12 protein-coding genes and 1 riboswitch are annotated in these 13,141 nt (G+C 42.0%); of the genes, 8 read left to right on the top strand and 4 right to left on the bottom strand.

Going from position 1 to position 13,141, the window contains the following annotated elements; all coding sequences use genetic code 11:
- Positions 1-26: 26 nt before the first annotated feature.
- Genes thiE through thiM form a run of 3 tightly spaced genes read right to left on the bottom strand, consistent with a single transcriptional unit; the run spans position 27 to position 2,313 of the window.
- Positions 27-692 (bottom strand): thiamine phosphate synthase, encoded by a 666-nt coding sequence (gene thiE, locus ACLS0A_RS07535; protein WP_416082688.1) that lies wholly within the window; start codon positions 690-692, stop codon positions 27-29.
- On the bottom strand, positions 685-1,503 hold the full coding sequence (thiD, locus tag ACLS0A_RS07530) for a bifunctional hydroxymethylpyrimidine kinase/phosphomethylpyrimidine kinase (protein WP_423105278.1): 819 nt from the start codon (positions 1,501-1,503) through the stop codon (positions 685-687). The genes thiE and thiD overlap by 8 nt, the downstream gene beginning before the upstream one ends.
- Before the next feature lie 9 nt (positions 1,504-1,512).
- Positions 1,513-2,313 (bottom strand): hydroxyethylthiazole kinase, encoded by an 801-nt coding sequence (gene thiM, locus ACLS0A_RS07525; RefSeq protein WP_416082686.1) that lies wholly within the window; start codon positions 2,311-2,313, stop codon positions 1,513-1,515.
- Between the two features lie 176 nt (positions 2,314-2,489).
- Positions 2,490-2,584: riboswitch (TPP riboswitch) on the bottom strand.
- A gap of 183 nt (positions 2,585-2,767) precedes the next feature.
- Here thiM and ACLS0A_RS07520 point away from each other — a divergent pair.
- The 7 genes from ACLS0A_RS07520 (at position 2,768) to uvrC (ending at position 11,673) form a co-directional block, all read left to right on the top strand.
- Entirely contained in the window at positions 2,768-5,212 is a 2,445-nt protein-coding gene (locus ACLS0A_RS07520) for a DNA internalization-related competence protein ComEC/Rec2 (protein WP_416082685.1), read from the top strand.
- A 60-nt stretch (positions 5,213-5,272) separates the two neighbouring features.
- Entirely contained in the window at positions 5,273-7,021 is a 1,749-nt protein-coding gene (gene msbA, locus ACLS0A_RS07515; RefSeq protein ID WP_416082684.1) for a lipid A ABC transporter ATP-binding protein/permease MsbA, read from the top strand.
- Positions 7,022-7,081: 60 nt separating this feature from the next.
- The gene (gene lpxK / locus ACLS0A_RS07510) at positions 7,082-8,092 is read left to right on the top strand and encodes a tetraacyldisaccharide 4'-kinase (protein ID WP_416082683.1); all 1,011 of its coding nucleotides are present in this window, start codon (positions 7,082-7,084) and stop codon (positions 8,090-8,092) included.
- Positions 8,093-8,163: 71 nt separating this feature from the next.
- Positions 8,164-8,373 carry a Trm112 family protein gene (locus ACLS0A_RS07505; RefSeq protein ID WP_103855704.1) on the top strand — a complete coding sequence of 70 codons (210 nt, stop codon included), beginning with the start codon at positions 8,164-8,166 and terminating at the stop codon, positions 8,371-8,373.
- Positions 8,373-9,146: a 3-deoxy-manno-octulosonate cytidylyltransferase gene (gene kdsB / locus ACLS0A_RS07500; protein ID WP_416082682.1), complete on the top strand. Its 774-nt coding sequence runs from the start codon at positions 8,373-8,375 to the stop codon at positions 9,144-9,146. The genes ACLS0A_RS07505 and kdsB overlap by 1 nt, the downstream gene beginning before the upstream one ends.
- Before the next feature lie 38 nt (positions 9,147-9,184).
- Complete coding sequence (locus ACLS0A_RS07495) at positions 9,185-9,793, top strand: YidB family protein (RefSeq protein ID WP_416082681.1); 609 nt, start codon at positions 9,185-9,187, stop codon at positions 9,791-9,793.
- Positions 9,794-9,840: 47 nt separating this feature from the next.
- Entirely contained in the window at positions 9,841-11,673 is a 1,833-nt protein-coding gene (uvrC, locus tag ACLS0A_RS07490) for an excinuclease ABC subunit UvrC (protein ID WP_416082680.1), read from the top strand.
- Positions 11,674-11,763: 90 nt separating this feature from the next.
- On the opposite strand, the gene ACLS0A_RS07485 is transcribed toward uvrC, so the two are convergent.
- On the bottom strand, positions 11,764-12,177 hold the full coding sequence (locus ACLS0A_RS07485) for a helix-turn-helix domain-containing protein (protein ID WP_416082679.1): 414 nt from the start codon (positions 12,175-12,177) through the stop codon (positions 11,764-11,766).
- A 206-nt stretch (positions 12,178-12,383) separates the two neighbouring features.
- Here ACLS0A_RS07485 and ACLS0A_RS07480 point away from each other — a divergent pair.
- On the top strand, positions 12,384-13,141 hold a 758-nt coding region (locus tag ACLS0A_RS07480), incomplete at its 3' end, for a DarT ssDNA thymidine ADP-ribosyltransferase family protein (protein ID WP_423111573.1).

The following is a 13,141-nucleotide window of genomic DNA, read 5'->3' as shown; positions in this document are numbered from 1 at the left end:
CTATTCACTTTTCATTAAGTGCGGTGTTATTTTACCAAAATTTTTTGTACTGTAGCGGCGACATCTTCTGCTTGCATAATGGTGGAAATCACCGCAACGCCGTCTGCACCGGCTTGTAAAAGGGCAGGAACGTGTTCGGTTCTAATTCCGCCAATGGCGACCAAAGGCTTGTTGATGCCTTGTTCACGCAAAAATTGCACAAAGTTGATCCCCACATCTGGCGCAGCGTCCGCTTTGGAAAACGTCGGGAAAATTGGGCCACAGCCATAATAATCCACGCCATTGAAAGCATTATGTTGCTGCGCTTGCTGCAAGGTATTTACGGATAAACCAATGAGCATTTTGCCTTGAATTTGTTGAGCGAGCTTATCTACAGCAAAATCTTTTTGCCCAACGTGAATGCCGTCTGCGTGCAATTTTTCTGCGAGTTGAACATCATTATTCATAATAAAAGGCACATTATACTGTTGGCATAAATCTTGGCATTGGCGAGCAAGTTGCTCAATTTGTTGCGGATCTTGCAAGGAAAATTGCCCTTTTTCACGAAATTGATAACAAGTAATGCCAGCCTTTAACGCCTGTTCTAAACGCTCTAACAGAGTTTTTTGTGGCTGGCTTGCATCATATTGTGGCAGATGACGGCAATCTTGCGTACCTGCCACTAAATAACAGCGTAAAATTGATTTATCCATTTTTTTGCTCCTGTGAATAAGCCCAGTGATTGGTTGGGCCGTGTCCGTGTCCAATATTTAAAGGGTGCGTGATGGCGCTAGTAATAAAGGCTTTGGCAGTTTTGCAGGCTTGTTCCAAAGATTGCCCTTTGGCAAGTTCAGCGGTTAAGCAAGCGGAAAAAGTGCATCCTGTGCCGTGGGTATGTGGCGTGTTAAAACGTGGGCTTTCCAAGACAAAAGATGCTGTCGGCGTGAAAATAAAATCTTGGCATACCACACTTTCGCTATTTTGCTGATGACCACCTTTTATAATTACGGTTTTTGCACCCATCTGTTGTAAACGTTCAGCAATTTGCGTAATACTGTGCTGATCTTCAGCTTTCAATCCTGTTAAGGCTTCTGCTTCAGGCAGATTTGGCGTTAGTACATCGGCTAAAGGCAATAGTTGCTCACGCATCGCTTGAATTGCCGATTGCTCCAATAAACTCGCGCCCCCTTTGGCGATCATCACAGGATCGATAACCACATTCGCAAATGGGTGCTGACGTAAAAAAGTGGCCACGGTTTGGATAATTTCAGCCGTGCCGAGCATACCAATTTTTACCGCATTGGGCGTGAAATCTGCCACAATCGCCTTGAGTTGCGCTTCAATGGTGTTAAGGGGAATCAAATGAATATCCGTTACGCCTAAGGTGTTTTGTGCAGTAACGGCGGTAATTACGCTCATTCCAAATACATTACGCATTTGAAAGGTTTTCAGATCAGCTTGAATACCCGCACCGCCGCCGCTGTCTGAGCCAGCAATGGTCAGAGCTTGTGCAATATGAGTCATTGTTGCTCCTTATTTTTCTATGTGAACCTGTGCAAGTTGTGCCACTTGTTGATCACTCAGCTCACCAAGCTGATCTAAAAGTGCGGTGTAAAATTGCCCATATTTTGTGCTTTCTAAGTCTTTCGCTGCCAGTTGCCCTGCCACCGCATAGGCTGTACTGGCTTGCACTACCGCATTAAAAGGTTGGTTTGGATCAACCGCTAAAAATGCCCCTAACACCGCGCCAAGCAAACAACCTGAGCCCGTGATTTTAGGAAACATTGGTGTGCCGTTATCAATGGCTGCCACTTGCACGCCATCGCTGATGTAATCTACTGCTCCGCTCACAGCCACAATACATTGATGACGTTGCGCGGCCAGTTTTGCAATTTGTGCCACATCGCTTTCTCCTTGCCCTGCGTCCACGCCTTTCGCCGCCCAATTCACTCCTGCTAGCTGGGCGATTTCCCCTGCATTGCCACGAATAGCGGTGAATTTTACCTTGCTCAGCAATTCAGCCACCACGTCCTTGCGATATTGCGTTGCGCCCACGCCGACAGGATCAAGCACCACAGGAATACCCGCTTTATTCGCCGCTTTACCAGCCGCCAGCATGGCTTTCACCTTGAAAGGATCGAGCGTGCCAATGTTAATCACCAAGGCAGCGCTAAATTGAGCAAGATCCGCCATTTCTTCTTCGGCATCCGCCATAATCGGCGATGCGCCCAAGGCTAACAACCCATTCGCTACATAGTTTGCCACCACAATGTTGGTGATGTTGTGGATTAAAGGATTGGTTTGGCGAATTTTCGTGATTAAATTAAAGTCCATTTTTTTCTCCTATGAATAAAAATTAAGCGTAAAAATAGCCCAATCACATTTGCCTTTATAATGAAAAATCATCTATAAAATCAATGTGATAGGGAATGATGTTGTGGAATGACGATTTGAAAATAGAAAAGGGAAGAATAAAGTGCGGTCAAAAATAGACAGATTTTTTACAACAAGCGCTTTCATAATAAGTTTCCTACGTCAGTGCTAACTGGATCAGGTTCAACGGGTATCATCTCAGCTACACAAGGCAGCACCCCGACTATTAATGGTTTCACTCTACAAAGAAATAGTCAGAAACACAATCTCACCACTCAGAATTTCCGCATTTTGCGCAAAGTATTTTTTCGTTTTGCGAGCAAGATCGCAAAAATTGTTTGACAAGATTGCGAAAGAGCGGTGCTTTCTTCATCATATTTTTATTTGTAATGGTAAGTTGTCATTTTATGTAAGAATGAAATTTTCGCTTAAGTTAGATGTAATTTTATGGCTAGTGATTGGCGCAGGCTTGAGTTTGCTTTATGTGCCGAAAGCCTTATTGCTTGATGTTGAATTAATGCTTTGCACTGTGGGAATTGGGATCTTAGCTGTTTTGGTAGCCTATCTTTTCGCCTATTATAAAATCGCAAAAGGGCTGGTTTACGGCGTGATTTTTGTATTGAGCTTGGGTTATTTTCACTATCAAGCTCAGCAAATTTTGAGCCAAGCAGAGCAGAGTGCCAGTTTAAACAAGATCAGCATTCCAATTAAGATCGAGAAAATCTTACATCAGCAAGATTATCAAACGGTGATTGCCACTGGGAAATTGGCAGAAAATTTGCCTAGCCAGCGAATATATTTGCAATGGCAAAACTCAGAGAAAAATTTGGAAAATAAGGCAGCAGAACAAATTAAAACAGGGCAAATTTGGCAGGCGGAATTATTGCTTAAACCCTTATCAAGCCGTTTAAATCAAGGGGGCTTTGATCGGCAAAAATGGTATTTCTCACAAGGTATCACGGCCTATGGCAGGGTAAAAAGTGCGGTGCAAATTTCGCAGGATTTTGCGTGGCGAGAGCGATTATTTCAAGCCAGTTTTCAGCAGACTCAAGGCTTACCAATGCAAGGATTATTGTTGGCACTGGGCTTTGGCGAACGGGCGTGGCTTAATACTAAGCATTGGCAAATTTATCAGAAAACCAACACCGCACATTTAATTGCTATTTCGGGTTTGCATATTGGTTTGGCAATGTTGCTTGGCTTTGCTCTCGCTAGAGCAGCGCAGTTTTTCTTGCCCACGCATCGAATTGGGGCAATTTTGCCATTATTGTGCGGGGCTTTTATTGCTTTAATTTATGCCCAGTTGGCTGGGTTTTCTATTCCTACATTAAGGGCATTACTTGCTTTGGGATTGCTGTGCTTGACCCGAGTGCTACGCTGTTATTATACGCCTTGGCAATATTTTCAATGTGTGGTGGCATTGCTCATTTTATGGGATCCGCTGATGTTACTTTCCGTTAGTTTTTGGCTGTCCGTAGGGGCGGTGGCAAGCCTGATTTTGTGGTATGAACTGGTGCCGTTGGATTTAATCCAATGGCAAATTTATCCCATTAAAAATCAATGGGTGAAAAAAATTCTACGCTGGATTTTTTCCTTGTTTCATCTACAACTCGGTTTGTTATGTTTATTTACCCCAATTCAGCTTTATTTTTTTCACGGAATGTCTTTATCTGGAATGATGGCGAACCTGTTAGCCGTGCCAGTGTTTAGTTTATGTCTTGTGCCAATGGTACTGTTTGCGGTGTTGAGCCAAGGGGCGTTTAATTCGTGGCAAGGGGCGAATTATTTAGCAGAAAAAATCACGGCGTTGCTCAGTCAATGGCAAGGGAATTGGATGGATTTGTCAGAAAATCAATCGCAATGGATCGTCATTTTGTTGCTCGTTTTGGGGTTGGGGTATGTGCTTTATTTGCAAAAGTCTTCGCAAAAATTGCTGCAAAGAGTGGCGAAAAATCCGATCTTAACAGGGAAAAAGACAATCTCACTCAATGCAGAAAAATTGCCCAGTCCGTTATTTTTACAAAGAATGAAGCCTATTTTGGCTGGGTTGCTTGGAATAATGCTGGTGAATTTGGCGTGGCAAGAGATAAATGCGCCTAAATGGCGATTGGAAACCCTAGATGTAGGGCAGGGCTTGGCAACATTATTGGTGAAAAATCAGCGTGGCATTTTATATGATACGGGCGCAGCGTGGCGTGGTGGAAGTATGGCAACGCTAGAAATTTTGCCTTATTTGCAACGGCAGGGGATTGTGCTAGATAAGCTGATTTTGAGCCACGATGATAATGATCATTCAGGAGGCACTAGTGCGATTTTACAGGCGTTCCCACAGGCAGAATTGATTACGTCATCAGAAAAAAATCACGCAAAAAACCACCGCACTTTTTGTCTTCAGGGGCAACAATGGCAATGGCAAGGATTACGCATTACCGCACTTTCCCCACAAAAGATTCGCAAGCGTGCAGAAAATCCAGATTCTTGCGTGTTGTTGATTGATGATGGCAATCGAAAGGTGCTTTTAACTGGTGATGCCGATAGCCAAACAGAACGGCAATTTGCTGATTTAGCTGGAAAAATAGAGATATTGCAAGTGGGGCATCACGGCAGTAAAACCTCTAGCAGTGAATATTTGCTTAAAACAACGCAACCCAAGATCGCATTGATTTCGAGTAGCCGTGGTAACCCTTGGCATTTCCCTCATTCCGTGGTGTTGGAACGCCTAAAGGCGCAACAAAGTGCGGTGTATAATACGGCAGATTTTGGGCAGATCAGCCTGTTATTTTTCCCCGAACAGATAAAAATTTATACCGCAAGATCGGAGTTTTCCCCTTGGTATAGGGGATTAAGTATCGGGGATTAATTGGCTTGTCGGCAAAATAAGGGTAAAATGGCGAAGTTTTTTAACTGAAATGAATCAATTATGCAAGATAAAGACTTAACAACGCTGCAAACTTTCAAACGCTTATGGCCGATTATTGCGCCTTTTAAAGCTGGCTTAATTGCCGCAGCAATTACCTTAGTATTCAATGCCTTAGCTGATGCTTCTCTTATTCAAATGCTTAAACCGTTGCTTGATGACGGTTTTGGCAAGGCGGACGTGAGCTTTTTACGCATAATGGCTGTGGTGGTGGTGCTGTTGATTATTGTGCGTGGCGTAACCAGTTTTGTTTCAACCTATTGCTTAGGCTGGGTTTCGGGCAAAGTGGTGATGACCATTCGTCGCCGCTTATTCCGCCATTTAATGTATATGCCCGTGCCGTTTTTTGATCAAAATTCTGCGGGTAAATTGCTTTCGCGCATTACTTACGATAGCGAACAAGTCGCCAATTCATCATCGGGATCCTTGGTGACCATTGTGCGCGAGGGGGCGTATATTATCTCTTTACTTGGCGTGATGATTTATACCAGTTGGCAGCTTTCTTTGGTGCTTTTCGTGATTGGGCCGATTATTGCGGTGCTGATTCGTATGGTATCGAAAAAATTCCGTGAGTTAGGTAAAAATATGCAAAACTCAATGGGTGAGCTGACCTCTTCCGCAGAACAAATGCTGAAAGGGCATCGCGTGGTACTTTCTTTTGGTGGACAAAAAATTGAAGAAGAACGCTTTAATAAAGTGAGTAATGATATGCGCCGTAAGGGAATGAAAGTGATGGTAGCAGATGCTATTTCTGATCCTGTGGTGCAAATTATTGCCTCTTTCGCCTTGTCGGCGGTGTTGTATTTGGCAACCGTGCCAGAAATTATGAGCCAAAACTTAACGGCAGGCTCTTTCACGGTGGTGTTTTCTTCAATGTTGGCAATGATGCGACCATTGAAATCTTTAACGAATGTGAATGCGCAATTCCAGCGTGGTATGGCAGCGTGCCAAACCCTGTTTGCTATTTTGGATATGGCAACCGAGAAAGACAACGGCACTTATGAAGTAGAAAAAGCGAAAGGAAATATTGCTTTCAAAGACGTTACGTTTAGCTATTCAGGCAAAGATCACCCTGCGTTAAATCATATTTCCTTTGACATTCCGCAAGGCAAAACCGTGGCGTTGGTGGGGCGTTCAGGTTCAGGAAAATCGACCATCGCCAATTTGGTTACGCGTTTTTATGAGATTGAACAAGGGGAAATCACCCTTGATGGCGTGAATATTCAAGATTACACGCTGAATAATCTGCGTGAAAACTGCGCGGTGGTGTCGCAACAGGTGCATTTATTTAATGACACCATTGCCAATAATATTGCCTATGCTGCGGCGGATAAATATAGCCGTGAAGATATTATTAAAGCGGCTAAAGCAGCGCACGCAATGGAATTTATTGAAAAATTAGAAGATGGCTTGGACACCGTAATTGGCGAAAACGGCGCAAGTTTATCAGGCGGACAACGTCAGCGCTTGGCGATTGCGCGTGCCTTGTTGCGTAATTCCCCTGTATTGATTTTAGATGAAGCGACCTCTGCGCTGGATACAGAATCTGAACGTGCAATTCAAGCGGCGCTTGAAGAATTGCAAAAAGAGCGTACGGTTTTAGTGATTGCCCATCGTTTATCCACCATTGAAAAAGCCGATGAAATTTTGGTGGTTGAACACGGTGAAATCAAAGAACGTGGCACGCATCAAGAGTTGCTTGCATTAAATGGTGCTTACAAACAGCTACATCAAATGCAATTTAATCATTAATCCTATGTTGGTGTACGAATTTTCAGCGTACACCAATCTATCCATTTTAATGAGGTGATAATGAATTTTTGGTATCAATCCAACCTTTTGGCAAAGGCGCTGAAGTGGTTATTATCACCTTTCGCCCTGTTATTTTTACTCATCACTCGCCTGCGTGTGTGGCTATATCAGCGCGGCATTTTGGCTTCTTACAAAGCGCCTGTGCCTGTGGTGATTGTGGGTAATTTATCCGTTGGTGGAAACGGTAAAACCCCTGTGGTCATTTGGCTAGTGCAACAATTACAGCAACGAGGTATTCAAGTTGGCGTGATTTCGCGTGGTTATGGGAGTAAAGCAAAAAGTTATCCCCGTTTGGTGGCAAGCCACGATGATCCAGTGGAAACAGGCGATGAACCCTTATTAATTGCCAAACGCACTAATGCCCCTGTGTGTATTTCACCAAATCGCCAGCAGGCTATAGAACATTTACTCACGCATTTCCCTTGCCAAGTGATTATCAGTGATGACGGCTTACAGCATTATAAATTGCAACGCGATAAAGAAATTGTGGTGATTGATGCACAGCGCCAATTTGGTAATGGTTTTGTGTTGCCCGCCGGGCCACTGCGTGAGCCAATTTGTCGTTTAAAATCTGTCGATTGGATTATCAATAACGGCGCAGAAACGCCTTTTAGCCAAACGGTAATGACATTAACACCGCACGTTGCCATTCATTTGCAAACGGGCGAAAAGCGTCCTTTGCAGGATTTTGCCCAACAAAACATCACCGCCATTGCAGGCATTGGCAACCCACAGCGTTTTTTCTCAATGTTACAAAAGTTGGCGATCAATGTGGTGGAAAGCCAAGCCTTTCAAGATCATCAGGCCTATGATCTAGCACTATTTGAAAAATTTAATAAAAACCAACCGCTCTTTATGACCGAAAAAGATGCGGTTAAATGCCAACATTTTGCGCAATCTAATTGGTGGTATGTGCCTGTTGAAGCAGAAATTAATGATGAACAAAGTGAACAGTTTATTGCCGCATTGATCCAACAAGTAAAAACTGCGCCAAAAAGCACCGCACTTTAATTTATCTGTTTTATGCACTGCCAGATGAAGCGGTTAAACATAGCCTTCTGAAAAGAAGTGGAGAAACTTTAATGAACGAAAAACTACTCGATATTCTCGCTTGCCCGATTTGTCAAGGGCGTTTGAAATATGACAAAGAAAATGAACAGCTGATTTGCACCTTTGAACAACTGGCTTATCCCATTGAGCAGGGCATTCCTGTGTTGTTAGCGGAGCGTGCAATTGCCTTGCAATCAGAAAACGAGAGACAGGAAAAAGCGCAACAAGAAGGAGCAGAATAATGGCGAAATTCACGGTAATTATCCCTGCACGTTTTGCTTCAAGCCGCTTACCGGGTAAGCCTTTGGCGGATATTGCAGGCAAACCAATGATTGCCCACGTTTGGCAAAAAGCACAGCAATCAGGCGCGAGCCGCGTGGTGGTGGCAACGGATAACCAAGCTGTGGCGCAAGCTGTGCAAGCCTTTGGCGGCGAAGTTTGTATGACTTCAGAACATCACAATTCAGGCACGGAGCGCTTGGCGGAAGTGGTGGAGAAATTAGCCCTTGCCGATGATGAAATTGTAGTGAATATTCAAGGTGATGAGCCGTTAATTCCCCCTGTGATCGTGCAGCAAGTGGCGGATAATTTAGCAAAAAATGGTGTGAAAATGGCAACCCTTGCCGTCCCACTGAATGATGCGGAAGAATTATTTAACCCTAATGTGGTGAAAGCAGTGGCGGATCAATCGGGCAATGTCTTATATTTTTCCCGCGCGCCGATCCCTTGGAATCGCGATCAGTTTGCTGGTTTATCTGATGAACAAAAAACGCAACTTGTGCTGCAAAGCCAGTATTTACGCCACATTGGCATTTATGCTTACCGTGCAGGCTTTATCAAGCAATATGTACAATGGCAACCTTCAGCGTTAGAAAATATCGAATCTTTAGAGCAACTTCGCGTGTTGTGGTATGGCGAAAAAATTCATATTGATCTTGCGAAAGAAGTGCTAGCGGTGGGCGTGGATACACCTGAAGATTTAGAAAAAGTGCGGTCTATTTTAGGGCATTATTAATTCATCTTTCATCATTCATTTAAACTAAGGAAAACAAAATGTTAGACAAAATTTTAGGTTCAGTTTTAGGTTCTGTATTAGGGAATAATTCAGCGCCGCAAGAGCAAGGTAATGTGGTGAGCGAAGTGTTGCAACAGTTATTGCGTTCACAAGGCGGTGTGCAAGGCATTTTTGCTAAGTTACAACAAGATGGCTTAGGTGGATTGCTAGACAGCTGGATTGGCACGGGTTCAAACCAAGCGATGACAAGAAATGAAGTAAGCCAAACCTTTGGGCAGAATACTATTGAAGATATTGCCCAACAAACAGGGATTAGCACTAATCAAACGGAAGATATTATTTCTCAAGTGTTACCGAGTTTAATTGATATGCTAACACCAAATGGGCGTCAAGGCGGCGTGTCGGCAGATAATTTAACCCAATCAATGCAGGCTCACAACGATAATCCGCAAGATGTGCTGGGTTCTGTGTTAGGTGGCATTTTTGGTGGTTCATCAAGCCAAGGTGAAGCAAATAGCTCACCTTTGGGCGATTTGTTTAACCAAATTTTAAACACGCCAACACAAACAAGCCAAACGCAAGAAGAAAGCTCAAATGATGATTTAGCCAAAGACATCAACGCAATTCTCAACAATTTCTTCAAATAATTTTTAGGGCGGATCAATTCCGCCCTGCTCACTCATTAATAACCAAAATGACCTTTGATGCCAAAAAATTTCTCGCTAACGTAACCTACGATCCCGGTGTTTATCGTATGTATGACGATAAAGATCAGGTGATTTATGTGGGCAAAGCCAAAGATTTAAAAAAACGTTTATCCAGTTATTTTCGAGCGAATTTATCCAGTAAAAAAACCGAAGCCTTAGTCGCCAGTATTCATCGCATTGAAACCACCATCACATCAAGTGAAACGGAAGCCTTGCTGTTAGAGCATAATTATATTAAAACCTACCAGCCACGCTATAACGTGCTATTGCGTGATGACAAATCGTACCCCTATATTTTGCTCACCAAAGAACGCCACCCGAGAATCACCGCCTATCGGGGAAGCAAAAAAATTCAAGGCGAATATTTTGGCCCTTATCCTAACGCAGGAGCAGTGCGCGAAACCCTTTCTTTATTGCAAAAATTATTCCCTGTACGGCAATGTGAAAATTCTGTTTATCGCAACCGCTCACGCCCTTGCTTGCAATATCAAATTGGACGCTGTTCCGCCCCTTGTGTGCCGGGCTATATTTCCGATGAAGATTACAATCAACAAGTGAATTTTGCGCGCCTTTTCTTGCAAGGTAAAGATCAGCAAGTACTGGATCATCTTGTGGCAAAAATGGAGCAAGCAAGCCAAGCGTTGAATTTTGAAGAAGCGGCACGCATACGAGATCAAATCCAAGCGGTGCGCGCGGTGATAGAAAAACAATTTGTCAGCAATGATCGCCTTGATGATATTGATATTATCGCCATCGCTTACCAACTTGGTATTGCTTGCGTGCAGGTGCTGTTTATTCGACAAGGCAAGATTTTGGGCAACCGCAGTTATTTCCCGAAAGTGCCAGCCAATACGGATTTATCCGAACTCACCGCTACGTTCGTGGGGCAATTTTATTTGCAAGCGCACCAAGGACGAACCGTGCCGAACACCATTATTGTGGATCATAAATTGGCAGAAAAAGCTCAATTAGAAACACTGCTCGCCGAACAAGCAGGACGTAAAGTACAAATTCAAGACAGGGCCAAAGGGGATAAAAGTAAATATTTACAGCTCGCACAAATGAATGCGAAAGCTGCGCTGGTTACCCAACTGAAACAATCCACGCTGATCCACGAACGCTACCAAGCGTTGCAAGCGTTGCTCGGCATTGAAAAAATCCAACGAATGGAATGTTTTGACATCAGCCACACAATGGGCGAACAAACCATTGCGTCTTGTGTGGTGTTCAATCAAGACGGGCCGCTGAAATCCGATTATCGCCGTTTTAATATCACTGGCATTACGGGCGGTGATGATTATGTGGCAATGGAACAAGCTTTGTTAAAGCGTTACGATAAAGATCTTGAGCCAGAAAAAATCCCCGATGTGATTTTCATTGACGGTGGCAAAGGACAGCTTAACCGAGCCTTACAAGTGTTCCAACAGCTCAAGGTAAAATGGGACAAAAAACGACCGCACTTAATTGGTGTGGCGAAAGGTGTGGATCGCCGTGCAGGCCTAGAAACACTCATTATCAGCAAGCAAGATCGCGAAATCAACTTGCCGCCAGACAGCCTTGCCTTGCACTTAATCCAACATATCCGTGATGAAAGCCATAACCACGCCATCAGCGGGCACCGTAAAAAACGCCAAAAAGCCTTCACCCAAAGCGGATTAGAAACCATCGAAGGCGTTGGCGCAAAACGCCGCCAAGCCCTATTAAAATACCTTGGCGGAATGCAAGGCGTGAAAAAAGCCACCCTTGACGAAATCGCTTCTGTACCAGGTATATCAAAAGCGCTAGCAGAGAAAATTTTTGAGGCGATGAAGGGGGAGTAGAATAACCCCAAGATCTGGTTGTTGATGCAAATTAAAAATAAAACTTGTATTAGTAGTAATTAATGCAAGTTTTATTTTTATAAATTAATTCTATTTTTTAAGCAAACTAATAATTTCATTCAAAGATTTAATTTCATTCTCTTTTTGCTGTAAAAGCAAATCTTTTGAATACAATAATTGTTGCTGATTTTCAATAATCAATTTTAATTTTTCTAATTCTAAAGTTAAAGCACTATCAGAAGAGTAATAATTAGCAACATTATTGTTATTAGAGCAGTTTTCACCAAAATACCACATTGGCATTCTTTTATCTAAATCAATTAAATCATTTACACTAATATTAAATATATTGGCAATTTGTTCTAACTTGTCATAATGCAATTTTGATTGTCCGCGTTCTATCTTGGCATAACCTGTTACCGACATTCCCATTCTATCAGCCATTTCTTCTTGCGACCATTGACGGATTTCTCGCATAACACGAACTTTATCATAGATTTCCATAGTTTAACCTTCCAAGTAAATTGTGATTAACTAAATTTTTCGCAGTATATCACTTTTTAAGCATGGGGGCTATGTTGTTTTTCGGTAAGGCTTTGAGTTTTTTTAGTAACTAAATGAGTTAATTTTGTAACGGTTTGATTCTGGAATATTAACCAGTAAAAAATATAGAATCCTACCAATATTAAATATTAATTTGAGAGTATTCTATGTTAGAACTTAAAGAAGTAGAGTTAATAAAAGAAATTATTAAAAAAAGAAATATTAAATGGTTATGTCATTTTACCCCTAGAGAGAATCTAGAATTTATTAAAAGAGATGGATTACAACCTAGAAATCTCATAACTCATAATTATCAAGTTACAGATACTGGTCGTTTCGATCGTTTCAAAAATTCTATTTGTTTATCTATTAGTAAGCCTAATAAACGGATGTTTGATAGAAAAAAAGAAAGCGGGTTAGATCTATGTCTATTATTAATTAGCCCTGATGTTTTATTTGAAAAGGAATTTTTGTTTTATCCTCATAACGCAGCAACAGCAAGTTATAGATATATAGATATCAATGCGATAAGAGGTTCTCAAGCATTAGATAATTTATTTTCACCTTCTATTTCTTATCAGAAATCAAATTTACCTCCTCAAACTATTTCTCGATCTAATGATTTATTAGACAGCGAAACAACTTCAGATCAAGCAGAGGTCCAGTGTTTAGATGTTATTGAGCCTAAATATATAGAATATATTCTTGATGAAAATATTATTCCTTTAGAGTATAAAGATATACTAAACTATATAGAAAGCAGAAAGGAAAAAATCAGTGAGCTTTTAGGAGTAATTAGTTCTACTTCAAGATCAAAGGTACCTAACTATATAGATGATATTTCTAAAGAAGATAGTGATAGTAAAGCGTACAATAAAAACTCTAAAACATTTAGAAATAATAGTATGCCTGCTGTTAGAGAAAT

Source organism: Avibacterium volantium (assembly GCF_049366555.1).
In the GTDB taxonomy this organism is placed as follows: Bacteria; Pseudomonadota; Gammaproteobacteria; order Enterobacterales; family Pasteurellaceae; genus Avibacterium; species Avibacterium volantium_A.
Note: the sequence above shows the minus strand (reverse complement) of the source record. Positions and strands in the feature narration are given on the sequence as shown.

Excerpts from the sequence above, each read along its gene's own strand:
- uvrC (WP_416082680.1), top strand. The coding sequence starts at position 9,841 with ATGACCTTTGATGCCAAAAAATTTCTCGCTAACGTAACCTACGATCCC.
- thiM (WP_416082686.1), bottom strand. The coding sequence starts at position 2,313 with ATGGACTTTAATTTAATCACGAAAATTCGCCAAACCAATCCTTTAATC.
- msbA (WP_416082684.1), top strand. The coding sequence starts at position 5,273 with ATGCAAGATAAAGACTTAACAACGCTGCAAACTTTCAAACGCTTATGG.
- kdsB (WP_416082682.1), top strand. The coding sequence starts at position 8,373 with ATGGCGAAATTCACGGTAATTATCCCTGCACGTTTTGCTTCAAGCCGC.
- lpxK (WP_416082683.1), top strand. The coding sequence starts at position 7,082 with ATGAATTTTTGGTATCAATCCAACCTTTTGGCAAAGGCGCTGAAGTGG.
- ACLS0A_RS07495 (WP_416082681.1), top strand. The coding sequence starts at position 9,185 with ATGTTAGACAAAATTTTAGGTTCAGTTTTAGGTTCTGTATTAGGGAAT.
- thiE (WP_416082688.1), bottom strand. The coding sequence starts at position 692 with ATGGATAAATCAATTTTACGCTGTTATTTAGTGGCAGGTACGCAAGAT.
- ACLS0A_RS07485 (WP_416082679.1), bottom strand. The coding sequence starts at position 12,177 with ATGGAAATCTATGATAAAGTTCGTGTTATGCGAGAAATCCGTCAATGG.
- ACLS0A_RS07505 (WP_103855704.1), top strand. The coding sequence starts at position 8,164 with ATGAACGAAAAACTACTCGATATTCTCGCTTGCCCGATTTGTCAAGGG.
- ACLS0A_RS07520 (WP_416082685.1), top strand. The coding sequence starts at position 2,768 with ATGAAATTTTCGCTTAAGTTAGATGTAATTTTATGGCTAGTGATTGGC.
- thiD (WP_423105278.1), bottom strand. The coding sequence starts at position 1,503 with ATGACTCATATTGCACAAGCTCTGACCATTGCTGGCTCAGACAGCGGC.